A 19,954-nucleotide genomic window follows, 5' to 3' on the forward strand; every position below is an offset into this window, starting at 1 on the left:
TCAAGCACGGCGGGTCCTGCTGCCTTGCCTGTGCACATCATTCGGGGTGCGGGCACCCCGGAAACGGGCGCGGCGGCGGCTTCGCGAAACACCATGTGGCCAGCAAAGCGAATAGAGCACCGTTATGGCTTGGCATTCGGCGCCGGATCGACTAGATGAGCCCCGCGCCTGTTGCTTCGACGGCTCAGGTGCCGGGGAAGGATGTCCGCTGGTTGGGTGGCGTCCATGGTGCGGAAATTCCGCGCCGCAGCCCCAAAGGAGATGCATCTCCCCAACCCGCGCGGCGAAACCGGTCGGCGCGACATGCAAGGACGGAGAGGTGGCCGAGTGGTTGAAGGCGCACGCCTGGAAAGTGTGTTTACGGGAGACCGTAACGCGGGTTCGAATCCCGCTCTCTCCGCCAGCTATTCCGTTTATACGCAAGTTATTGCTTTTTAAGCACAAAATCTGCCGCAGTTTTGGGCCGGTGCCCCACGGTGGTGCCCCAAAAACCTCTACTAAGTCCTCTTCTGGACAAGCATTTCAACGTATTCCTGGCCTGAAACGAATTGCAAACCTTGGCCTTCCCATGCCTTCAGAACCTGTGCGTGGTAAGCTTCGTTCTTCTGCGGGTCACATACTTTGCAAAGTTGGACGCCCGCCCTCGTCAACAGTGCTCTGCCCAGAGAGAGCCTGTTATCAACAGATTGCGCACCACCTTCCGGAGGCGCCGGGAACTTTAAGAAAGTCGCCTGATTGAAGTAGGTAAGCACCACGACAGGTCCAAGTCCTTGCCTCGAATAGCCGCCCAGTGTCTCAAGGGAAATTAGTCCTGCACTCTCCATGTGAGCCAACTGAGAAAAATTGACCCCCGCAATCATCAAATCAGAAGGATCGAGACCGGGAATGATCAGGATAGGGTCATTGCTTCGGTTCCAGACGCATGAGCACAACGCCGTGAACATTTGTGCATCGTCGGTATCCATCGAAGCAAGGATATCAATGGTTCGCCTAGAGAAGCTTTTGGGGCTGTTGGCTTCGCCGGCAAGAATCTTGGCCCATATGGTGCGGGTATCTTCGTCACTGTAAGACCGAGAGCGTTCAAAAAAATGAGTCAGCCAATCCTCTTCAATCTTTTCGGGCTGTGCCTCCTGCGACAGGTATTCCAACGACTTCATAGTAATGGCTTCAATGTTTTCTTGCTTTCTGCCCTCCTCTCGAACCATTCGAAGGATCGCTCGTTGCTCAATGTCTGAGACTGCGACTTTCGATTGAGCTTGGATGATTTCAGCCTTGGCCTCCGCCTTTGCTACGCGTTCGATCTGCCAGGGTCTTGCAACACCGCCGACAGCATCAGAGACTCTATTGATTAAAGCCTCCGCTGCCTTGCCCAGGTCGCCAACATTTATGAGTCCGCCACCGCCCGACATATCGTTTCTCGTCAGCTATGCATGCAAGACTTGGTACAACATCTGAGCGTGAGTCGCGACGGAGGACTTCGGTGTCATTTATGAATCACCGGAATAGTCAGCCCGATTTGGTGTGCCGCGATCTTCATCGCTTCAGCAGCGGTTTCACCGTGATTGCATTGAACCATTATCCCGTCATGCATCGGGAGGGCCGCTATCCCCATCCGCGCCAGCCGCAGCAACACGGCAACCAAGATGGTGCTTTCGGTGAACATCAGGTCCATGGCGATGTCCTTGCCGAAGAGCGGCACCAACGCCGGATGCTTCTCAGCGATGGCTTCGCGGAACCTTGAAGCTGTCCATCCAGCCGGCAAGGCTTCCTTCACTTTAGTGGGCAATCGGGTCATCTCTGTCTCAGTCGAGAGAAGAGCGGAAAGCCCCGCCTTGACCCCTGACCGATGGTCCTCAAGGCCTGGGATGGCGTAGAGGTCCCCTGTTGGCGGCTCGGTGCCCACGCGGGCATAAGCTAGCCTCGGGAACATGCTGGCATAGTCGAGGTCCGCGATGGGCTCCCCATTAATCGTTAGACCACCTCGTTGGACCTTAGGCATCGATATCCAGAAGGCACCGTAGAGCCGCCCATGGAGGTTGTACGCCCTTGGGTCTGATGGCGACCGCAAGAGGAAGCGCCGGGTCAGCTTGTAGGCAGCCTGAGGCTCCCCACGGACCTCAATGCGTTGGATGGCGAGGAATGCATTGATCTCGTCCATCTCCCCCCTCAGCCTTAGGGTCTCCTCAGCGTCCTCATAGTCGACCAAGACGGAAGGTAGCCTGTTGCCGTAAGGGTCCCTGCCTGCCCTAGCTGAGAGCCTGATGACTTCCTCACCATCGGCACGCCCTATGTCCCCAACACGAACCTCAGGAGCCATCAGGGCAGCTTTCAGCCACCCAGTGGCCTCTATGCCAGTCCTCCGCACATGGGTCACAGGTGGATGCTGCATGATGAGCCCGGCTCTCTCCATACCCTCCACCACCTTGGGCATGATGCCGAAGCCAGGGCGATCATGGCGGGTCAAGGCGGTGTGCTTCATGGGCAAGGCGAGATACTGCCCCCACCGATGGTCGACATGAAGGAGCATTAGGTTGGCGACGATGGAGGAGACAATCATTGCAGTCCTCTCCACCACCTCGGCCTTGGGCTTCCTCACGCGGCTCCCGGCTTCCTTTGAGGTGGCATCAAGCACGGCCTGCGTCACCTCGGCAGCGATGGCGGAAAGCTTAGGGCCGCTTGAAGTCGCCCAAGGGTCGAACAAAATGTCTGGGGTGGTGAGGGGAGCTATCAATTCATCCCCAACTCCCTTGGCTCTGAGGCGTGCCTTTGCTCGGCTGCTAAGAGGAGGCACTAGGGAACCACAAGGCATATGGGGGGACTTAAGCTCACTCTGGGCAACCGTTGGCTTCCAACATGTGAGCACCCGGATGGCTCAACCACATCACTCGATTGTTTGCATTCGCCCACCATCCGCTACCGCGCTCGCGTGTCCCAAGGTGGCCGCCAACCGGGAAGATGAGAGGGGTGAACGCCAAACCGGTTTGCCTTAATGGCGATGATTTCTGGGACTGCTTCGCGAGCAAGTGGCTCCCCAGCCTTTTCCAGTGTTTCCCCAATCTTTCGGAGCACGATGCCGGATGATCGCGGGTAAGCATGAAGCTCCGTATGGACCGCAGGACCCAACGGGTTGAACATTTCCCACCGCCTATGCGTGCCGCTCGCTAACCGATGGACCGCCTTGGCCGCCTGGACGATTCTGAACTCGCGAGTGCGATGAGACCCAAAGTCATCCTCAATAAGGGCACTCACGCCCAGATAGACGGCCAACAGGCGGCGGGGCTCAATGCCTGCCTCGCGCAGCCGCGCGAATGCGACATGCGCCCTGTAGGCGGCTGGCTGCCCACGCAAGTTCATAGCGGGGTCAACTCGACCCGAGAACGCTAATGCCCGGCTAAGCTCGGCCCATGCTGTTGCCGTTGCAAAAGCGTTTCGTGGGTCAAGAAGCCAGTCGGATGCGGCTATGGCATACGGTCTAAGGTCCCTCGCTAGGTAGGTCTTGCACCAATGGGACCCATGACGGGCCTTGTGCTGCACGTGGTAGCGACAATGAAACGGCGCACGTCCGGTCCCAGTTGCCAGCGCTGTTGGCCGCCGACATCCCGGAACCGAACAATGGGCGACGCCATCGCCAAAAGGTCCGCCCGCGATACTCAAGGCTATTCGGCGGCGTCCTGCCAAACTTGCTCACCAGCGTCCAGGGCTTCGAGTAGTTCGGCAAGATTTGCTAGGTATGCTTCGGCCTCGTGCGCCGAAAGGCGAGATTGCGCGAGGGCTTTGACATGCACCATGACTTCGTCACGAGCAGCCCGTTTGGCATGACCATCAGGCACAAAGTAGCCGTTGGTGGCGCTATAGTCGGTTTGGATTTCTAGAGCCTTTACGGCACTGCCCTCGTCCGCACCGGACAGATACCGCCTGACGGTTGGGTTGCGGTCCGCCGCATCCTTCAAGGACAACTTTGCGTATGTTCGGGCACCCGGACGGTTGCCGTTTGCATTGGTCACTACGCCGTGGCCAAGGCGTGTCGTCTCCGCGAGCACCGCCAGTTCTAGGGGCGGCAGAAGCATTGGGATTCGATGCTTGTTGCCCACGACAACGGCCACACGGTCGGGCAGAAAAACATGAAAGCTAGCCCATTCTGGAAGGATTGCCAGAGCCTGCGCCCAGCCAGCTTTGAGACGGTCGAGGGTAATTAATGGCGCGTCCCTGAAGGACGCGACCGGTACGGTAGATTCCATAATGAATTTCCTTTCTTATGGAGGGTGGACCCTCAAGAAAGCAATATATTAAGTCATAATTAAGGTCGTTTTCGAGAGAATTTCTGATCTATTCAGTAAAAGTCGGGATACCGCCCATCACTGTCCACCATATAGAGAAGGTGTGGGCTGCACCTCAAGGCAACACACCCCCTTAACCTCAGGTATGCACCTCCCTAAGGGCGCCAACTGGCACAGCATAGTCACTACCAAGGGGTACGCCATGGTCTATACTTAGTCTCACCCCAACAGCACCCCCTAAGAGCACCCATCAAGAGCACCCCCCAACAGCACCCCTAAGAGCACCCATCAAGAGCACCCCCCAAGAGCACTCCCGACCATCCCCCCAGAGACCACCTCTCGAAGACCCCCATGCCCACCCCCTATCCTCCGCTTGGCGCAGGGAGTCGTAGAACATCGCGCAGGGGCACGGCACCTGCATGGCAGCGGGCAGCATCACCGTCCGCCCCCGAGGGGTCAGCCAGTTCCCGGGCTAGCGCGAGGGTGTCGGCGCTCACGCTGGCCGGACGGTTCATCGCCAGCCTTCGACAAGCAGCAGGCCCAACCCAGCATCGACATGGGTGTGACCGGCATGTTTGACGATGGGAGAGCGAGGCCATCACGGAACACAGGACTCAGAGCACTTCCGGTTCACCATAGGGACAACCGCCGCACACACAGTTGGCAGCGACTCCAAACTTCGGTAAGCCTCCTCCTGAGCGCAGACGCGGCGTTCCGGGGCGTGGAAACCCTGAGCCTAGCGGTACGGCATCGACCGGAATGATGCCGACCTCGACTTTTGGGTCGGGGAGCCTGCGGCGTATGTCCAGGTTCTTCGGAACTAAAGGCCGTAGGGACCGGCCTAGGCTTGGTTTTCCAACTCCCCGATCTCGGGTCAAGGAAGTTTGCGGGGGCGAACCGCAGGCGGAGTTGGGAGGATGGTTGTGATATCCAGAGGTCAAATCATTTGGAAGGGAATAGCGGGTTGCGCAGTGATCGCCATAATGGGAGTGGCATTTCTCCCTCGCTATGCAGTGTCATCCGCCGGCAATGGGTTTGTTTGGCGGGTCAACACGTTGACGGGCAACGTATCGTTGTGCAGAGGCGGTGAACTTCTAGTTGGGCCCGTATGCGGACCTTGGGCCATCACAACAGTTCAATGGCAAGCCAACCAACCAGCGCCTAGCCAACCCCCTGCAAAGCCTCAGAAGAAAATCTCCGACGAGGAATTTCAAAGGTTATTGGACAACGTCAAGTAGGGCCAATGTTAGGCTCCTTCGTCCACTCGTCCATCACTCCATGTCCGGCACGTCGCCGCCCACAAAGAGCGTCGTGGGTTCCCCGTATTCGCCAAGCGAGGGATTGGCATCACGCGACCACGCAATGACGCCGGCATGCTTCGTCGCGAGGCCTTTTGCGGTCCTTACGGCCCGCTCCTCGGTCTGCTGCTCGGCTGGCCCAAAGACAGGCTGAAGGTCGCCGGTCTCGTCGCGATCGAAGGCGGTGACGACAATTAGCTTCGGTGCCTTCTGCTGGGGCATCAAGTTACCTGACATGAAGGCTCTCTTTCCGCTGGACTAGAAGCCCGTTTAAGTTGAGCGGTGGAGGAGGAAGAACCTCAGTCATCTCGAATAGAGGCACCGTAGAGGCGTCTGGCTCAGGCGCTTTCTGCCTAGCCTTGAGGTCTGTGATTTCCTCGTCGCGCCGCGCAATTCGGCTTTCTAGATTGGCAATGCGCTCCGTCAAGAAATAGCGCCCAACGGCAAAGCCGCCGCCGCCGAACAGCACGGCAAACGTGGCGAAGGCCGCCGGGTTGGCGATGACCAGCGCCGCGTTACTGCCAATGAAAGCGATAAGGTCGTGCATTGGGCTCGCTCCGATCACCCAACAACAGGCGGCGTGTCGTCGTAGCCGATGGAAACTATCCCTGGATGCCGGTGGGCGATGGCGAGTATCTGAGTCTCAAGCTCGCAGTTGTAGGCCATGAGCGCCTTCACGGTCTCAAGAGGGCTATCGTAGCGGGCGATGAGCTTCACGGCTTCTGAATGCAACTCGGCTTTGGCTTCGGCGTCAAAATGCATTGTGCCCATAGCGGTTCCTCCTTCCTCCTAGCGTGTGGCGCGGCGTGGTGCGGTAAGCGCGTCAAGCCGGTCCTGAAGATGCTCATTGAGCACGATCATTTCCTTGAGCGCCTTCACTGGGTCGCCCTTGTGCTGGGCAATGAACTTGTCGGCGATTGCCTTGAGGGCGGCCTCCTGGCGGCTGTCCAGTGTCACAATGTGGTCCATGGCGGTTGCTCCTAAAAGCTCCATCTCTGTAGTGAACAAAAAGGGAACGAAATTGTCAAGACCGAATTGACTCGGCGAGGAATGCGTTCCTATTTGGATAACGGGTGGGGCGGTTACCCAAAGGACGGAGAGCCGCAAATGGGCAGACGAAAAAGCCGCTATGACAGGCTATTTGCACGAGACGCGGAGGCGATCATTTTAGACGCGCTGAGTCTTCGCAAGACGCTACTCGCAGCACAGGTCCACCTCAATGCAAGCGGTCCGCTGTTCTGGCAGCTTTGCGGGCTTGTCGATAAGTTGCACGAGGTGCTCGCGGCTGTCGCGGAGAAGGAACCCGACTACCGGGCAGGGCATCTTGGGCTTCTTCCGCTGCCCGAGGATTACTCGACTCGGAAGTGAGCTATGGCCGGGCCGATGGACAGCGTTGGGCGGGCCGCAAAGGCCAACATGTTGCTAGTCGTGGAATGTGGCCATTGCTACCACGTGGGCCGCTTTAGGGCGAACGATGTGGTCAAGGTGGTGGGGTGGAACAAGCCGTTGGAGGGCATCAAGTTCAGATGCAAACGGTGCAGTCGAATGGACACATCGGTCAGGACTCAGTTCATTGACCAAGACCACCCGCCGAAAGGCTATATTTGGATCCTGCAAAAGGCGAGAGGCTAGAACAGCGAGCCTTGGGCTGGCGCTGGCGGTGCCGGTTGTGGGAACTTGATCTGTGTGGCCGGCTTCTCGACAATCACCAAGGCATCATCCGGGGCCGTGCGCTGTAGCCGCTTCGCTTCCGATCACGGAGCAGTTAGCCACGTCTCGGTCTCCTCCTGTGTGGTCAGGATCACCGGCATGGCCTTCTCGTGGATCGGCTTGATGAGCGCGTTAGGCGCTGTCGTCATGAATCCGTAAAGCTCAAAGTCGCCCGGGCCGTCCTTGACCTTGCGCACCCCCTGCCACGGCGTCCAGAGGCCGGCAAAGAAGAACAGCGGGCGGTCCTCATTGAGCGCGAACCAGTAGTTCCGCTGGATGCCCGTCTCAGGGTCCTTGTCGCCGGGCGTTGGGCTGGGTTCCGCGAAGCTTGTCACGGGCACCACGCAACGGTTCTCGACGCCAACATACTGCTGCCAATGGCCATACTGCGGGTTGCGAATGTTGGTGGTGCCGTAGTCCGCCTTGCCCTTCATCCGCTCGACAGGTGTCGGCATGCCCCACAGGAGGTTGGCCAGTTCCCGCTGCCCGTCCACCGCATTGCGCACCACCGGGCCGGGGCGGTTGGGATAGATGTCAATGGACGGCTCAAGGTTGCCCAAGATGTCGCGTAAGGTCCGGGTCCATTGGCGGACGGCTTCCTGCGACGTGGTGATATTGTAGAGGTTGCACATTGGCGAGATCGTTCTCTTTCACAGTGCCCCCTAGGCACCCGTCACAAGGCTCTTCAAATACTCCTCAAGCACCGAACGTGCCATTGGGACGCCTTGCTCCCTGCCGATGTCTACAATCCTTGTCAGCAGCCGCTTCACTCGCCCCTTGTTGGGTTCCTGCGCTTTCGCCTCATGCTCCAAGGCAACAACAGCATCTTCGATCGCATCCTTGTGCTCCATCTCCAATGGGGCCTCACGTGCTTCTGCTCGAACAAGTTCAAGGATGTCTAGGAGTGACCGCGTGTCTATGCCGCTCGCTGCCTGGAGATTCCCATGCACAGTCTGCAAATTGCCGCTACCGCCCACAGCAATTTGAGCCGAACCTCCTCGATTGTCGACATTCACACTTGGGTGTTTAGTCACGCTTTCTCCTCCCGCAACGCCAAGTCGCAAATCCTCAATTGCTCCAGCCTGTTCCTGAGCTAGCTGCTGCTCAAGGTTCGCGAAGACTTCGCGAGCGAATGTGTCGAATGCCGAGCTTTGGCGGCCAGCGCCGGGCAATGGGAACATTTCCAGCACATCACGCCGGAACCCATTCAGCATCTCATCAAGTGCGGTTGCATATCGTAGCGACCCCGCGCCTTCGATCTTTGCGATCTGACTGGAGGAGGCATTACAGAGCTGACGGAAACCTTCGCGAGAGCGCTCTGCCAAGACGTGGAAATACCTTGACCCGTGCAAACTACCCGCATGGAAAGCCTCAGCAGTCGCGTCGTCGAGCCGTTTGCGAACCCCCTCAAGCTCCCGCTCAGCCACGCGTCTTGAAGAGCCTAGAACTTCGTCGCGCATTCCACCCCTCAGAACTCTGGCACGCCACGTGGCATCTTGCCCTCACATGCATTTCCCCACCCCCATCCACCTAGCTCGTTGGCGCCGCCTCCGTGTGTTCTGCCATTATCCGAAAAACGCTGGCCCGGCTGATCCCCAAAGCCGTCACAATATCGGTAACAGATTTCCCCTCCGACCGCATCCTCAACACGTCCTTTGCCTTGGCGCGGGCAGTGGGTTGCCGCCCCGCATACTTCCCCTCTGCCTTGGCCTTCGCGATGCCCTCGCGTTGCCTCTCAAGCATTAGCTCGCGTTCGAACTGGGCAATGGCTGCAAAAACGTTGACCATAAGTTCGCCCTGCGCGGTGGCGGTGTCCAGGTTCATGCCGAGAATGCGCAACCCCACCCCCTTAGCTTTGAGCTGTTTGTTGATGTCCACGAGGTCAGCCACGGAACGGGCCAATCGGTCCAATTTGGTCACCACCAAAGAGTCGCCTTCACGCACCCATTCAAGCACGGCGGCAAGTTGTGGCCGCTTGGTCGCCACAGACGAAATCTCTTCGCGAAACACCTTGGTGCATCCGGCTTGCTCAAGGTCGCGAAGCTGGGCCTCAAGGCCTGCCTTTTGGTCAGTGGTGGAAGTGCGGGCGTAGCCGACTAGTGCGGATGTGGTCATAGCATTGGGTCTCCCATTGGCGATCAAGTGAGACCATTATGTGAGACATAAAGGGAAAATGTCAAGAGACCATTCATGTGAGACATCGCAGCGAGCCATTTGGCAGACTCACATGGGCTTGCCCTAGTGAGACAGCTTGCAAGTCGAAGCTGCTTCCTGTCAGGTTCGCTCCAGACACCGACAGCGTGGCCGCGCTATGGTCCAAGCGAGCCGCATTAGAGGCTGCCGCAGACCGCCTCACTGGAGCGCGTTGGGCTTGTTGCGGCGGTCTCGTGACGGTGCAGGGATTGGGGCCGATTGATCAGACATGGCGGATACGCTCCACGTCAGCGGTAGGCGGCATGGGCGGCAAAATGCGTCGCCGGTAGGAGGCACGGGGGGGAAAGCTCGCCGCCGCCCTCACGATATGGCGTCTCAAATTAGCGACCCAAAATTTTATTGGCCCAAGAGTCTCATTCAGCAGGCTGCCCTTATTCTTTTTCCATCTGATGGACTGTCGTCGATCTTTTGGTGACAATACCGCGTTAACCAGAGAGTCGTCGCGAATGATTGAGTTGGTCGTTACAGCCGCACTCCTCATCGGTGGAGTGGTCGGCTATTTTGGAAAGCGTTTCGTTGAGCGATCTGCGCTTGGGGAGCGAATAGGTCACGTAACGAAGCTGGTGGAGCTAAAAGCAAACATGGATCGATCGGGGATAGAGCTTGAGGACGTGAACGATTTTGAAAGCCGCCTTTTCTTCAGCAAGCCCCGCCTTCGCCAATTGGAAGATGCGGTCGAAAAACTAGTGGATCCCAAAACGCCATCCGAAGTTGCGCAGCGCCTCACCAAGAACTTCCACATCGAGGGGCTTACGCAGGCTGACATGACCCAAAGTGCATATTCTTCACTCATTGGAGCGGAAGCATTGCTCAAAGCTGTCTTCGAGGAGCTTGGTCAGGAGATGCCTGCCGACCAGTTCGCCACCCTTAAAGCCACGCAGGACACATGGGCAAAGTACGTGCACGGGCAGGCTTCTTTGGCGGCGTCCCTTGTTGAGGGCGGGAGCATGCAGCCGATGATATATGCGGCCGAACGCGAGCGGCTGACTTCGCAGCGTTACGCTGAATTGAGGGACTACCACGACAGCTTAAAGCTATGATCGGTGCGTCTGCCCGTGAAATGAAATCTACCGATATCCATTTTACTTTGGGCGGGACTTGAGGTGGTGAAACTGCTGGCGCCTATAGGTCAAGGATTGGCGACGGCGCTACTCCGATCCGACCACCGGTTTGTCACTAATGTTGTGCGTTCAGTGCATGCGTCCGTAACGGCTTATGATGCAGCGGCAGATAAATCCCTGTTCAACGCAGTTGTAGCGGTCGAAGATATAAGGTTTGAACGCCATTCCGGCCTCGATCTGCGAGCCACATGCCGGGCGTTGTGGTTCACATTTTTCAGAGGCCACCTTCAAGGCGCCAGCACGGTCGAACAGCAACTCGTCAGGGTCATCCGACATCGGTACGAATTGTCAATTGGTAGAAAGGTAAGCGAAGTAATTCTGGCGCTGGCACTAACGAGGCAGTTTGATAAATCGACCATAATGGAGGTTTATCTGGAACTAGCCTACTTTGGATGGCGCGGAAACGGCATCCGGCAAATATGCGATCGATTGGATTTGGAACCCAACCACTTGCGACTGGAGGATGCGGCTCTTCTGGCAGCGCTACTTAAGTTGCCGATGCCGAAGGTTAAATCCGAGACATACCAAGTTAGATTAGGCCGCCGAGTTCAACACATACTTAACCAGCTGGCATCGAAATAGGGAGGGCGTCTTGCTGTCAGAATGGCTAAAGTCTCTTTCGGGCTACTACCCAGAATCAATGAGGTTTTCACCTGGTCTGGAACTCAGCCGTGACGATTCACGGCGCTTCGCATCTCTCTGGCTCTCGGAAGGTGTGCCGTTTGCGTTTCTCAGCGCTCCCGCCATTTATCAGATCGCAAGGGAAAACCTTGCTAAGCGGCTGGCCATTTCGTTTAGAGATGTCAGCATGACCGGCAGCGGTAGACTAGGGTACTCCATGAGTCCGTTGAAGTTCGGAGCAGCCTACTCGTCTGACTCAGATGTCGATCTGTTCATAATAAGCGATAGGTGGTTTTCAGAAGTTTCGAAGCAAGCGGTTCAATTTTTAGACGACTACAAGACGGGAAGATTGAAGCCGAATAACGACACCGAGCGCGGATATTGGGATGACCACTTAGAGAACCTCCCAAGAAATATGGGCAATGGGTTTATAGACGCAAAGAAGGTGCCAACGGCACGGTCACCAGCAGCAAAATCACTGGAGTCGGCGGCTTGGCACTTTAAACGAGAGGTTAATCTTCTTTCTGACACCGAAACAGTGAGACGTTCGAGCATACGAGCGTACAAAGACTGGAATTCGGCCGTAAATCAATTGGCGTTTAGCCTCAGGAAAGCATTGGAGCATTGGAAGCCTGCCGAAATTCAGAACGAAGTCTCTTCGCAAGCGGGAAACTAGGGTTCGTCGCACTTAGCGGACCCTTTTTACTGAGGGCAATTTCACGGCCTCCACAAGCGCTCTCTTTGCCTTCTCTGGGTCCTGCCCCGCGTAGCCATGCTGGCTTAGGTCGAGGCTCTTAGCTCGCTCGCTGTCCGTATGTCCAACCACCCACGTGAAGGTCCACTCGTCAAACCCTGCACCTCCCGTCAGCATGGCATCACGCGCCTTGCGGATAAACCAGCGTCGAAACGAGTGGAAGTCCACATTGCTCTTCGCCTTGTCGTTCGGACGCTCATCCACCCCCACCTTGCGGCGATACCGTGTGAACTGCTTGGCGGCCGGATCGGAGCGCGTCTCGCGTGATTTTGGGATGGGCGGCAAGTCGTCAAACAGATAGTCGCTGTCCTTCTTGCCCGCCGTGCGCCGCTCTACGATCTCCTTAAGGCCACTGTGGATCGGGACGGTTCGGCGGGCACTATCGGTCTTCCCTGCCCACACGCTGAACATCTCATCTCGGCAATCGGAAACGCGGAGCTGGCAAATCTCCTCGATGCGCATTCCGCTTAGCGCTCCGACAGGCATCAGGTCATTGAGCAGTGATCCGCCGTCCCCATTGAGCAACTTGGCCATCTCCGCATCAGTGAACGGACGCTTGCCACTATCGGTCTCCGCTTCGCGCGATTGGCGGCGCTCTGCTGGAAGCCTCTGGCCCGCCCAGGGGTTCTCTCCGGCTGGCAGGTGCCCCTTGTCTAGCAGCCACGTCCAATATTGCCGTATGAACCCAAGATAGGCTGTGGCCTTCTGGCGACCCCTGCCGACCAGAAGAGACTCAGACAGGAACTTGCCAGCGTCCACCCGTCTAACGGCTTCAAGGGCGACAGGGAGCCGGCTATCGCGGAGCCAGTCCCCAAGCCAGCCTAGAACCCTTCGGAAATCGCCTTCAGACTTGAGACGGTAATTCTGGTGTTTGAGGAACTCGGTTGCGTGGTGCTCAAGCGGCGTGACCTGTCCGCTGGCAAGCGCGAAGAAGGCTTTAGCCGTGGCCAGACCCTTGGTGGCCTCAAGCTCATGAGCCCGCAAGTTGATGGCATACTGGGTGCCTTCTTCGTCCATAGTGAGCCTATGCCGCAAAGCCTCCGCCTCCACCGGATCATTGGTCGCTAAGACCTTCTCGGCTGCCGCGATGATACCCTTAAGGCGGGACACGATTGTCCATTTGCGGGCATCCGCATCCTTGAGATCGGCGGTGTGAAGAGGATGGGTGAGCTTGCCTCGACCAATCAAATCCCGCACCTTCGCGGGCACCTTAATGCGGACTCGCCACTGCTGTCCGTGCCATTCAAGGTATTGCTTAGGATTGGCCATTATGCATCCGGTGCCCCACGCGGGTGCCCCACAGATGAGTTCTCGATGCCCAGAAGTCAAGGGATGCAAGGGGTTCAGAGCCTTGGAGGAGAGTGTCCCGCTCTCTCCGCCAGTTCATAAACAAAATCAATAGCTTAGAGCGAATTTTAGAACTTACCCGCCAAAAAGCCCATCATGCAGGGTGCTATTGATTTAGACAGCATGCGACGGCATGAGGCATCCAGCCGGGGTGGAGGCTGTCCTTCGCGTCGTCCGTACATCGTTCGTTCCTAGAGACTTGTTCCATTGAAAAACCGAGCCGTGTGATGTCTAGCACGATAATTGGTTCTAGGTAGGTGCTAGTCAGCCCCACGGAGCGCGTTGTCGCAAAAGGGTATACTCTAACGTTTCGACCCGGCGCGAGACTTGATCCGACGCCTCGCGGGACCTGGCACTGATGGCCCCCTCGACCCTCGGGGGGGACATTCGGCCGAGGTTTCTTCGTATTGCCGTTGAGCGCTGCCCCTTCCATTCGCGCATTATTTTTCCTGTTGGCGCGATTTTTGGCCGAAACAGGCAAAATGGCGCAAAAACTCAGCGGGCTCTAACCCGTGCGCCACATGGCGTTGAGCCGTCTGCGACCGTTTCGCCATCTGGCATTGATGTCGCCGAGCAACGTCGTGCCGCTGGCGGATCCGAGGCCGGCCGATGGTCGGGTGATCCCGCGCGGGCACCTATCGCTCGAGCAGAAGCTCGCGGTCGGCCGCTGGCTACTTCACCAAAAGGCGACGTTGCCGCGTGGTCATTTCGGGCCATGGCTCGACAAGCAGGAAGGCCTGTCGCGGTCGATGGCTTCGCAGTGCATGGCGCTGGCCACAGGCGGGCGCCAGGACGCGCGGGACGCGCCGGCGGCATGAGATAGCGGCCGGCGGAAACGCGCGCTGGTGAGCCCTGCATAGCCACATGCTCGGCGAGTTATCCACAGGTAGTCCCCAACCGTCAACGACAGGCAATCGCACAACGACAAGCGCGCCTTGCCGATCTAATATTACCGTGGGCTTAATTGCCCTCCATAAGCACTCAGCCCGTTGCCGCGATGGGACAGGCAGCGGGCTTTTTTTGAAGCGGCAGGCGATCATGCCCTGGGGCTTTCTGATACCTGAGGGAACCGAATTGCCTCCGAGGTCGAGTCCGGGATGGAAGCATGCAGGACCAGCGTTTCGATGAGCCGGTGCGGGTTGCGCTCGGCAGATCAAAGAACACGACTTTCAAGGTTGAGCGCGTCGCCCAGGCCGCAGACATCCTGCTAAACCGCTGGCCCGTGAAGACGGGCCGCTGTCACGTTGCCGCCCGCAAGGCATGCTTGGGTGTGCTCGAGGGGCTGAAAGAAGCCGGCTATGCCCGTGCCGCTTTCGTCAATGCGGCGATCGAGGCGGATATCCTGAGGGATCCTGATTGAGCGGCTTGTCGGCGTCACCGATATCAAGTCGAGTTCATCCGGTGGAACACCACAGGGCCGGTTCGACCGTCACCGGCTGGATAGTCCCGTCTGGACTCCAGCAAGTAAGAGTCGCATTCTTCCCTTGGGGAGAAGGTTATGGGCCTCCAAGGGCAGAAGCCTATAAGGCGGCGTAGGCGTTCGCTGTTAGAGCAGCGGGCGCTGATCCCCGTTTTGCTTTGCGGTGTTGCTGGGGCAAGCTACCTCATACCGCAAGCCGAACAACACCCCCTTCCCACCGTGCATCGTATGGGCGGCTCTAGCACGCCAAATGGCTGCAACATCAAAGGCAATATCAGCGTGACAGGCGAACGCATCTATCACATGCCAGGTCAGCGCTACTACGACGAAACGGTCATTAATCCGGCCAAGGGCGAGCGCTGGTTTTGCTCTCAGTGGGATGCTTGGTGGGCAGGCTGGCGGAAAGCTAAGGTGTAGCCATTCCCCTACGGCTGGGTAGCGCCCGATCCTATGGGAGCGCCTGATGCTGGAATAATAACCCGGGTAGCGACTGCCACCCTCATTTCCAGCAAGATCGTCGCAAACATGATCAGGAAAAACAAGCGGATAACAAGTGACCGCTTGACTTTGTACCTTTGAGTTAAGAGCACGCAGACGATAGTAGCGATGCCCGCAGCAGCGGTGAAAATCAGATCAACCGTGACACCTCGCGAAAGCATAGTTCCCCCCGGAGCAGGAACTGCAATCCTAACGCGAACGGCCCGCCCTGTGGAAGGGCAAACCGTGTAGAGTTGGCTCTAGCCGTTTTCGCAGCCAATCCCGTCATGGTCGCGGTCGAGACCGTAGATATCCTCGCCAACGACAGTGACCGGCCCGTGTACGTATGCGGGGCCATTGCCATTCCCAGAGGAACAATCGACATCGCTGGCTATCGGAACACAGGCGCCGGTGTAGTTCGGGTCGCAGGCTTCCTGCGCATGAGCGCTGCCGATGAAGGACGCCACACCAATGGCGACCGCGCCTAGACGACGAAACCCCATCAAAATACCCCCTACGGCTTGGTAGCGCCATCGAGCTTGGCCGACTTCAAGAACAACGCCCCGGCGCTGGGTGAGACGCCGGGGCGTTTAGTCATGTACGAGCTACATTCCATGTCCGCATATGATGGTGCACTAATATGCTCAACAAACGGTAAAGTCAGCACGCAACCTGAGGCTGGTCGGCAGCGCAACTGCTTCCTGCCAGCCGCCTCGCAGGCGTAGCCAGCCCTAAGAGAGCCTCGGAACCGAATCGGGGGTTGGCGGCTTCACGATGCCGGCTTGGCGGACTGACCGAGGCCGCGATATATCGGCTGGATGGGCAAAGGCTGGACCTACCAATCGCTGATCGATGACAAAATGTCGGTGACGGCGTTCTGCCACAACTCGGCCTGCCATCATAAGCAAGTGCTCGACCTTGCGAAACTCCGCGACCGATTCGGCCCGGATGCGCCGGCCATGGAATGGGACATTCGTCCAAAGCTTCGCTGCAAGAAATGCAACGGGAACGACGTCGGCCTGATCTATACCTCCGATGCCACTCCGAACGCCTATGGCAAGGCAAAGAACAGCAGGTAGGCGCCCATGCCGGCCAGCAGCAGGCAAGCGGCCATGCCGGTCATGTCGCGCTGCCGATAGCGCCAGACGGCGCCAGCGAGCATAGTGGCGGTGATGGCGGCGAGGTAGAGCGGGATCACGCGCTACACCCTGTAGTTGACAGGCCCGCCTTGCCCGCCCAGATTGCAGGGGGGATAGGGTATGGGCAAATGGACAATCAATCTTGGAAAACGGCGGTTGAACTCGACGCAGCAGGCGGCAGCCCGTTCGTTCGTGTGATCGAAAACGGCGTCGTACACATCAAGGCATTCAGCGCGCAGTCTGAGGCCGCAGCCTTCGCGCAAAGCGAGAGGGCGCGACTAGGTGTTGCGCAAATTTCGACGCCCTGTCTTACAGATAGCTAGCGTTTCGTAGACCGGACCACCGCGCCCAAGCTTCGCCCTCGCAAGGGCGCGCTTGACGATTTCAGCGCGGTGCTGGCGAGGCTGCCAAATGGGGGGCGGGGGCATGTGGATTTGCCCGACTCTCGAATGGCGACCCGCTGGCCTCCTGCGTTCGCACTGAGATCAAAAATCCGAAGGGGGGATGATCGGGTTTATCTGCGGCGTGGGAACTCGAGGATCGTTCCTTCGGGCTCCGGCTCCAGCGGTTCGTGCCCCGGCTCCTCGTGATAGAACACCTGACGCAGGTCGCGCTGATCGACCTTCTGGCCGCAGTTCGGGCAGTTGTAGAAATGACCCTCTTCGCGAATGAGGTCGTCGCCATGCAGCTTGCCAGGGATCGGAGGGCCGAGATCGGATAGCTTCGTCATGGCTATCGAACTTTCAATTCGTCTAAAATGTTCCGGAACTATTTTAGCATATGCTGATTGAATCGCGTTTGTGAGTTCCCGTGCATGCGTTTGAAGTTCATCCCTCCTCAATTGCCGACCCTGCGCGCCAAGCCGCCAGAGGGCGATGGATGGTCGCATGAGGTCAAGTTTGATGGATATCGATCGCAGGTCGTCATCGATGAGGACGGCACGCGCATCTACACCCGGCGCGGTCTCGACTGGACTTCGAAGTATCGCGACTTAGCTTCAGCCGCGGGATCGCTTGGGGTGGAAAACGCCATTATCGACGGCGAGATCATCGTCCTGAACGAGGCCGGCCTGTCGGACTTTGGCGAGTTGCGCAAGGCGATCACGCGCCGACAGCACGACCTCTACTTTGTCGCCTTCGATTTGCTGCACCTCAATGGCCACGATCTGCGCGCTATGGCCTGCGAGGACCGCCGCGAGATCCTGGAGGGCATGATCCCTAAAGACATTCGGATACAGTTCAGCCAAGCTCTGCCAGGCACAGCGGATGCGATCTTCCATCTCGTAGACCAGGCCGGGCTCGAGGGGATGGTATCGAAGCGCAAGGACAGCAAGTACCGCAGCGGCGATTCCAGTGATTGGTGGAAAATCAAATGCTACGAGGTCGAGGAATTCGACCTGCTCGGCGTTGAGAGGGAGAACGGCAAGCCGGCCTTTGCCCTGATGGCAGAGCGCGGCACCGGGCGCTATGTCGGCAGCGCGTTCATCACCTTGAACAGGGAATTGCGCGAACGGCTCTGGCAGCGCGTCCAGGACCACGCAGGGACGGCGCCAAAGGGAATGAAGCGGCCGGCGACCCAATGGGTCAAGCCGGGTCTGATCGGCCGTGTAAAGCACCTGCGCGGCGAGGAAGACCTACGGCATGCAGCGCTGCAGGATTTCCGTGAAGAGACTTAACCCGGCGGCTCGTCACGGGGCTTTACAGGGCCTGTCCCATTCCATTGGATGAACGGAGCTCTCTCGCCGGTGATTTTCTCGATCGACTTCAGCAGCGGCTCATGGACATCACGGAGCGCGCGATAGTGATCGCTGTGGAACGCGAGGAGCGGCCGGACGATGCTCTTGTGCAGCGCCTCAGCGGCCACCAGAAAGCGGTCGATCTCATCTTGCGAAAGCTGTTTGGAAGGCTTGGTTCTGGCCATTGGCGATCTCCATTTTGAGGAGGCTTCGCCGCAACAGGACTATAATCCTATATGCCGAGCTGGCTCACAAGCTGGCACCCTGGCCTACCTCACAGGAAGTCGTAGGGCCACGGCGCCAAACTGATAAGGTGCGCCAATGGGAGGGATTCATGACCGACTTAACCGGAGCACGCGCCAAACTGAAGTGGGCGGATAACCAGATCACAATCCTCGGGGCGCAAGTCACGGCCTTCATGGCACAGAATGTCTATGAAGTCAGAACCCCGCCAAATAGTAAGATGCGACGGGCCACCCTCTATCGGAACAACGTCACAGTCCCTGATGATATCAAGACGGCGACAGGCATGATTGTTCAAGCCCAGCGCGACAGTCTTGACCACCTCGTCGTGGCGCTGGCACGTCGTAAGAATGCGGCGGTGAAAGACACGATACCTGCATTCCCAATCTGTGACAGTGGGAAACTCTTCGCCGCTAACCTGCGCAAAATCGCCGATCTTTCCGATGCCGATCGCGACGCAATCGTGGCGCTCAAACCGTACAAGGGAGGGGATAACCTCTTGTATGCACTCCATTGGCTCAGCAACAAAAGCAAGCACCGCGATCTGATCACGGCCGCTCAACATGGTGTCGGCGCGGCCATCACAACGGACGGCGCTAAGGGTTATGTCCGCAAGATCACTGTTCATCAGGCGCTAGGACCAGACGGCACACCTATGGCGGTCGTCAACATGGAAGCGGACCCGCAGATCAAAATCAAACTCTCCCATGCGGTGTCATTCCGTGAAATTCCCGAGGCGGGCAGCCGGCCGGTCATTGAATTGTTGCGCGAGTTCTCCAAACTTGCCGGTGAAATCATCGGTGGATTTGACGTCTGACCGGTTAGCGCAGTCAGTCATGACGCGCTTGACGATTTGGCGAACGGGCGCAGCCTAGGCGCACCGGTCGGCAGTTCGTCGCTACCGACCGGCACTTGTCAACAGGAAGCCTTGCAGGGCCTCGAGTGACACCCAGTATGGAAGCACTTGCTCAACGGCTTGGTTCAAGTGGCTCCCCATGTCGCATCCATGTCGCACGGACCTGCCGATAGTCGCAGGAAGCCCTTGGAAATCAACGGTAGTCAGTTGCAACATGGCGCGACATAGAAACAGCCGCCTAGATGCGCGCCATCGCACCTAAGTGGCTTATTTGATTAAGAGAAATTTGGTAGCGGGAGAGCGCTACCGCCTTTCCCCCCACTCAGAAGACTTGCGGTATTTTCTACGGTGTTGGGCCTGATGGACCTGTCTTGGTGCTGCAAAGACCGGCGGGGAACGGCAAGGTCTAGCCCGAAGCCGACGAACGTTTTCCACGACGCGAAGGACAGCTTCGCGCCTCAAGTCTGTCATTGAGATCGGTCTTCCATCCCCCAAAGCAGATGATGTGGATGGCTCCCGCTCCCGGCATCTGAGTGCCAAAGTGTGGATGCTGTCAAAGCGACCACGAGCCAAGGGAGCCACCCGTCATGGAGATTATCACGATCGGCCTGGATTTGGCCAAAAGCGTTTTTCAGGTTCACTGTGTTGATGCAGTGGGCGATGTTGTCGTCCGCAAGCCGCTGCGCCGCCGGCAGGTACTGCCCTTCTTCGCGAAGCTGTCGCCCTGTCTGATCGGCATGGA

The 19,954-nt window shown here is 58.0% G+C and carries 25 protein-coding genes, 1 tRNA gene and 2 pseudogenes; 13 read left to right on the forward strand and 15 right to left on the reverse strand.

Going from position 1 to position 19,954, the window contains the following annotated elements:
* Positions 1–313: 313 nt before the first annotated feature.
* A tRNA-Ser gene (locus tag AC1D05_RS33140) sits at positions 314–403 on the forward strand.
* A gap of 94 nt (positions 404–497) precedes the next feature.
* Here the strand turns inward: AC1D05_RS33140 and AC1D05_RS33145 are convergent.
* The 7 genes from AC1D05_RS33145 to AC1D05_RS33175 form a co-directional block, all read right to left on the reverse strand.
* A complete protein-coding gene (locus AC1D05_RS33145) occupies positions 498–1,409 on the reverse strand; it encodes a DUF2806 domain-containing protein (RefSeq protein ID WP_477446836.1) in 912 nt (303 codons plus the stop codon).
* 74 nt (positions 1,410–1,483) lie between these two features.
* Positions 1,484–2,632 carry a hypothetical protein gene (locus AC1D05_RS33150; protein WP_477446838.1) on the reverse strand — a complete coding sequence of 383 codons (1,149 nt, stop codon included), beginning with the start codon at positions 2,630–2,632 and terminating at the stop codon, positions 1,484–1,486.
* 1,024 nt (positions 2,633–3,656) lie between these two features.
* On the reverse strand, positions 3,657–4,238 hold the full coding sequence (locus AC1D05_RS33155; protein WP_477446840.1) for a hypothetical protein: 582 nt from the start codon (positions 4,236–4,238) through the stop codon (positions 3,657–3,659).
* A 1,310-nt stretch (positions 4,239–5,548) separates the two neighbouring features.
* Entirely contained in the window at positions 5,549–5,812 is a 264-nt protein-coding gene (locus AC1D05_RS33160; RefSeq protein ID WP_477446842.1) for a hypothetical protein, read from the reverse strand.
* Entirely contained in the window at positions 5,802–6,122 is a 321-nt protein-coding gene (locus AC1D05_RS33165) for a hypothetical protein (RefSeq protein ID WP_141700863.1), read from the reverse strand. The genes AC1D05_RS33160 and AC1D05_RS33165 overlap by 11 nt, the downstream gene beginning before the upstream one ends.
* A gap of 14 nt (positions 6,123–6,136) precedes the next feature.
* A complete protein-coding gene (locus AC1D05_RS33170; protein WP_069090389.1) occupies positions 6,137–6,346 on the reverse strand; it encodes a hypothetical protein in 210 nt (69 codons plus the stop codon).
* A gap of 18 nt (positions 6,347–6,364) precedes the next feature.
* Entirely contained in the window at positions 6,365–6,544 is a 180-nt protein-coding gene (locus AC1D05_RS33175; protein ID WP_477446844.1) for a hypothetical protein, read from the reverse strand.
* Positions 6,545–6,682: 138 nt separating this feature from the next.
* Here AC1D05_RS33175 and AC1D05_RS33180 point away from each other — a divergent pair, with 138 nt between their 5' ends.
* Positions 6,683–6,943 (forward strand): hypothetical protein, encoded by a 261-nt coding sequence (locus tag AC1D05_RS33180; RefSeq protein WP_477446846.1) that lies wholly within the window; start codon positions 6,683–6,685, stop codon positions 6,941–6,943.
* Between the two features lie 260 nt (positions 6,944–7,203).
* Here the strand turns inward: AC1D05_RS33180 and AC1D05_RS33185 are convergent.
* The 3 genes and pseudogenes from AC1D05_RS33185 to AC1D05_RS33195 all read right to left on the reverse strand — a co-directional run bounded on the left by AC1D05_RS33185 (position 7,204) and on the right by AC1D05_RS33195 (position 9,400).
* Positions 7,204–7,917 (reverse strand): annotated as a pseudogene (locus AC1D05_RS33185) (SOS response-associated peptidase).
* 30 nt (positions 7,918–7,947) lie between these two features.
* Positions 7,948–8,745, reverse strand: coding sequence for a hypothetical protein (locus AC1D05_RS33190; protein WP_477446848.1), 798 nt, complete (start codon positions 8,743–8,745; stop codon positions 7,948–7,950).
* Positions 8,746–8,815: 70 nt separating this feature from the next.
* Positions 8,816–9,400 (reverse strand): recombinase family protein, encoded by a 585-nt coding sequence (locus AC1D05_RS33195; protein WP_069090395.1) that lies wholly within the window; start codon positions 9,398–9,400, stop codon positions 8,816–8,818.
* Between the two features lie 545 nt (positions 9,401–9,945).
* Between AC1D05_RS33195 and AC1D05_RS33200 the strand changes: the two genes are divergently transcribed.
* From AC1D05_RS33200 to AC1D05_RS33210, 3 genes are all read left to right on the forward strand, one after another.
* On the forward strand, positions 9,946–10,539 hold the full coding sequence (locus AC1D05_RS33200; protein ID WP_477446850.1) for a lysozyme inhibitor LprI family protein: 594 nt from the start codon (positions 9,946–9,948) through the stop codon (positions 10,537–10,539).
* Positions 10,540–10,692: 153 nt separating this feature from the next.
* A complete protein-coding gene (locus tag AC1D05_RS33205; RefSeq protein WP_477446880.1) occupies positions 10,693–11,202 on the forward strand; it encodes a biosynthetic peptidoglycan transglycosylase in 510 nt (169 codons plus the stop codon).
* Between the two features lie 10 nt (positions 11,203–11,212).
* On the forward strand, positions 11,213–11,917 hold the full coding sequence (locus tag AC1D05_RS33210) for a hypothetical protein (RefSeq protein ID WP_477446852.1): 705 nt from the start codon (positions 11,213–11,215) through the stop codon (positions 11,915–11,917).
* Between the two features lie 12 nt (positions 11,918–11,929).
* Here AC1D05_RS33210 and AC1D05_RS33215 read toward each other — a convergent pair whose 3' ends face one another.
* Positions 11,930–13,264, reverse strand: coding sequence for a DUF6538 domain-containing protein (locus tag AC1D05_RS33215; RefSeq protein WP_477446854.1), 1,335 nt, complete (start codon positions 13,262–13,264; stop codon positions 11,930–11,932).
* 599 nt (positions 13,265–13,863) lie between these two features.
* On the opposite strand from AC1D05_RS33215, the gene AC1D05_RS33220 reads away from it, so the two are divergent.
* From AC1D05_RS33220 to AC1D05_RS33230, 3 genes are all read left to right on the forward strand, one after another.
* Positions 13,864–14,160 (forward strand): hypothetical protein, encoded by a 297-nt coding sequence (locus AC1D05_RS33220; protein ID WP_477446856.1) that lies wholly within the window; start codon positions 13,864–13,866, stop codon positions 14,158–14,160.
* A gap of 287 nt (positions 14,161–14,447) precedes the next feature.
* Positions 14,448–14,702 carry a DUF982 domain-containing protein gene (locus tag AC1D05_RS33225; RefSeq protein WP_057144974.1) on the forward strand — a complete coding sequence of 85 codons (255 nt, stop codon included), beginning with the start codon at positions 14,448–14,450 and terminating at the stop codon, positions 14,700–14,702.
* A gap of 138 nt (positions 14,703–14,840) precedes the next feature.
* On the forward strand, positions 14,841–15,179 hold the full coding sequence (locus AC1D05_RS33230) for a sunset domain-containing protein (protein ID WP_477446858.1): 339 nt from the start codon (positions 14,841–14,843) through the stop codon (positions 15,177–15,179).
* A 320-nt stretch (positions 15,180–15,499) separates the two neighbouring features.
* Here AC1D05_RS33230 and AC1D05_RS33235 read toward each other — a convergent pair whose 3' ends face one another.
* Positions 15,500–15,742, reverse strand: coding sequence for a hypothetical protein (locus tag AC1D05_RS33235; RefSeq protein WP_477446860.1), 243 nt, complete (start codon positions 15,740–15,742; stop codon positions 15,500–15,502).
* Positions 15,743–16,057: 315 nt separating this feature from the next.
* Here AC1D05_RS33235 and AC1D05_RS33240 point away from each other — a divergent pair, with 315 nt between their 5' ends.
* Complete coding sequence (locus AC1D05_RS33240) at positions 16,058–16,318, forward strand: hypothetical protein (RefSeq protein ID WP_477446862.1); 261 nt, start codon at positions 16,058–16,060, stop codon at positions 16,316–16,318.
* On the opposite strand, the gene AC1D05_RS33245 is transcribed toward AC1D05_RS33240, so the two are convergent.
* Complete coding sequence (locus AC1D05_RS33245) at positions 16,291–16,437, reverse strand: hypothetical protein (protein ID WP_477446864.1); 147 nt, start codon at positions 16,435–16,437, stop codon at positions 16,291–16,293. The two genes, AC1D05_RS33240 and AC1D05_RS33245, sit on opposite strands and share 28 nt — an antisense overlap.
* A 69-nt stretch (positions 16,438–16,506) precedes the next feature.
* On the opposite strand from AC1D05_RS33245, the gene AC1D05_RS33250 reads away from it, so the two are divergent.
* Positions 16,507–16,701 (forward strand): hypothetical protein, encoded by a 195-nt coding sequence (locus AC1D05_RS33250; protein WP_477446866.1) that lies wholly within the window; start codon positions 16,507–16,509, stop codon positions 16,699–16,701.
* A 191-nt stretch (positions 16,702–16,892) separates the two neighbouring features.
* Here AC1D05_RS33250 and AC1D05_RS33255 read toward each other — a convergent pair whose 3' ends face one another.
* Positions 16,893–17,108: a hypothetical protein gene (locus AC1D05_RS33255; RefSeq protein ID WP_477446868.1), complete on the reverse strand. Its 216-nt coding sequence runs from the start codon at positions 17,106–17,108 to the stop codon at positions 16,893–16,895.
* An 84-nt stretch (positions 17,109–17,192) separates the two neighbouring features.
* On the opposite strand from AC1D05_RS33255, the gene AC1D05_RS33260 reads away from it, so the two are divergent.
* A complete protein-coding gene (locus AC1D05_RS33260; protein WP_477446870.1) occupies positions 17,193–18,053 on the forward strand; it encodes an ATP-dependent DNA ligase in 861 nt (286 codons plus the stop codon).
* Here the strand turns inward: AC1D05_RS33260 and AC1D05_RS33265 are convergent.
* On the reverse strand, positions 18,050–18,298 hold the full coding sequence (locus AC1D05_RS33265) for a hypothetical protein (RefSeq protein ID WP_477446872.1): 249 nt from the start codon (positions 18,296–18,298) through the stop codon (positions 18,050–18,052). The genes AC1D05_RS33260 and AC1D05_RS33265 overlap by 4 nt on opposite strands.
* A gap of 149 nt (positions 18,299–18,447) precedes the next feature.
* Here AC1D05_RS33265 and AC1D05_RS33270 point away from each other — a divergent pair, with 149 nt between their 5' ends.
* Both AC1D05_RS33270 and AC1D05_RS33275 read left to right on the forward strand, forming a co-directional pair.
* Positions 18,448–19,173, forward strand: coding sequence for a hypothetical protein (locus AC1D05_RS33270; RefSeq protein WP_477446874.1), 726 nt, complete (start codon positions 18,448–18,450; stop codon positions 19,171–19,173).
* 626 nt (positions 19,174–19,799) lie between these two features.
* Positions 19,800–19,954 (forward strand): annotated as a pseudogene (locus AC1D05_RS33275) (IS110 family transposase); the annotation flags it as partial.

This window comes from Mesorhizobium sp. P2_E9 (assembly GCF_056403815.1).

Excerpts from the sequence above, each read along its gene's own strand:
- AC1D05_RS33145 (WP_477446836.1), bottom strand. The coding sequence starts at position 1,409 with ATGTCGGGCGGTGGCGGACTCATAAATGTTGGCGACCTGGGCAAGGCA.
- AC1D05_RS33155 (WP_477446840.1), bottom strand. The coding sequence starts at position 4,238 with ATGGAATCTACCGTACCGGTCGCGTCCTTCAGGGACGCGCCATTAATT.
- AC1D05_RS33160 (WP_477446842.1), bottom strand. The coding sequence starts at position 5,812 with ATGTCAGGTAACTTGATGCCCCAGCAGAAGGCACCGAAGCTAATTGTC.
- AC1D05_RS33165 (WP_141700863.1), bottom strand. The coding sequence starts at position 6,122 with ATGCACGACCTTATCGCTTTCATTGGCAGTAACGCGGCGCTGGTCATC.
- AC1D05_RS33170 (WP_069090389.1), bottom strand. The coding sequence starts at position 6,346 with ATGGGCACAATGCATTTTGACGCCGAAGCCAAAGCCGAGTTGCATTCA.
- AC1D05_RS33175 (WP_477446844.1), bottom strand. The coding sequence starts at position 6,544 with ATGGACCACATTGTGACACTGGACAGCCGCCAGGAGGCCGCCCTCAAG.
- AC1D05_RS33180 (WP_477446846.1), top strand. The coding sequence starts at position 6,683 with ATGGGCAGACGAAAAAGCCGCTATGACAGGCTATTTGCACGAGACGCG.
- AC1D05_RS33190 (WP_477446848.1), bottom strand. The coding sequence starts at position 8,745 with ATGCGCGACGAAGTTCTAGGCTCTTCAAGACGCGTGGCTGAGCGGGAG.
- AC1D05_RS33195 (WP_069090395.1), bottom strand. The coding sequence starts at position 9,400 with ATGACCACATCCGCACTAGTCGGCTACGCCCGCACTTCCACCACTGAC.
- AC1D05_RS33200 (WP_477446850.1), top strand. The coding sequence starts at position 9,946 with ATGATTGAGTTGGTCGTTACAGCCGCACTCCTCATCGGTGGAGTGGTC.
- AC1D05_RS33215 (WP_477446854.1), bottom strand. The coding sequence starts at position 13,264 with ATGGCCAATCCTAAGCAATACCTTGAATGGCACGGACAGCAGTGGCGA.
- AC1D05_RS33220 (WP_477446856.1), top strand. The coding sequence starts at position 13,864 with ATGGCGTTGAGCCGTCTGCGACCGTTTCGCCATCTGGCATTGATGTCG.
- AC1D05_RS33225 (WP_057144974.1), top strand. The coding sequence starts at position 14,448 with ATGCAGGACCAGCGTTTCGATGAGCCGGTGCGGGTTGCGCTCGGCAGA.
- AC1D05_RS33230 (WP_477446858.1), top strand. The coding sequence starts at position 14,841 with ATGGGCCTCCAAGGGCAGAAGCCTATAAGGCGGCGTAGGCGTTCGCTG.
- AC1D05_RS33235 (WP_477446860.1), bottom strand. The coding sequence starts at position 15,742 with ATGGGGTTTCGTCGTCTAGGCGCGGTCGCCATTGGTGTGGCGTCCTTC.
- AC1D05_RS33240 (WP_477446862.1), top strand. The coding sequence starts at position 16,058 with ATGGGCAAAGGCTGGACCTACCAATCGCTGATCGATGACAAAATGTCG.
- AC1D05_RS33250 (WP_477446866.1), top strand. The coding sequence starts at position 16,507 with ATGGACAATCAATCTTGGAAAACGGCGGTTGAACTCGACGCAGCAGGC.
- AC1D05_RS33255 (WP_477446868.1), bottom strand. The coding sequence starts at position 17,108 with ATGACGAAGCTATCCGATCTCGGCCCTCCGATCCCTGGCAAGCTGCAT.
- AC1D05_RS33260 (WP_477446870.1), top strand. The coding sequence starts at position 17,193 with ATGCGTTTGAAGTTCATCCCTCCTCAATTGCCGACCCTGCGCGCCAAG.
- AC1D05_RS33265 (WP_477446872.1), bottom strand. The coding sequence starts at position 18,298 with ATGGCCAGAACCAAGCCTTCCAAACAGCTTTCGCAAGATGAGATCGAC.
- AC1D05_RS33270 (WP_477446874.1), top strand. The coding sequence starts at position 18,448 with ATGACCGACTTAACCGGAGCACGCGCCAAACTGAAGTGGGCGGATAAC.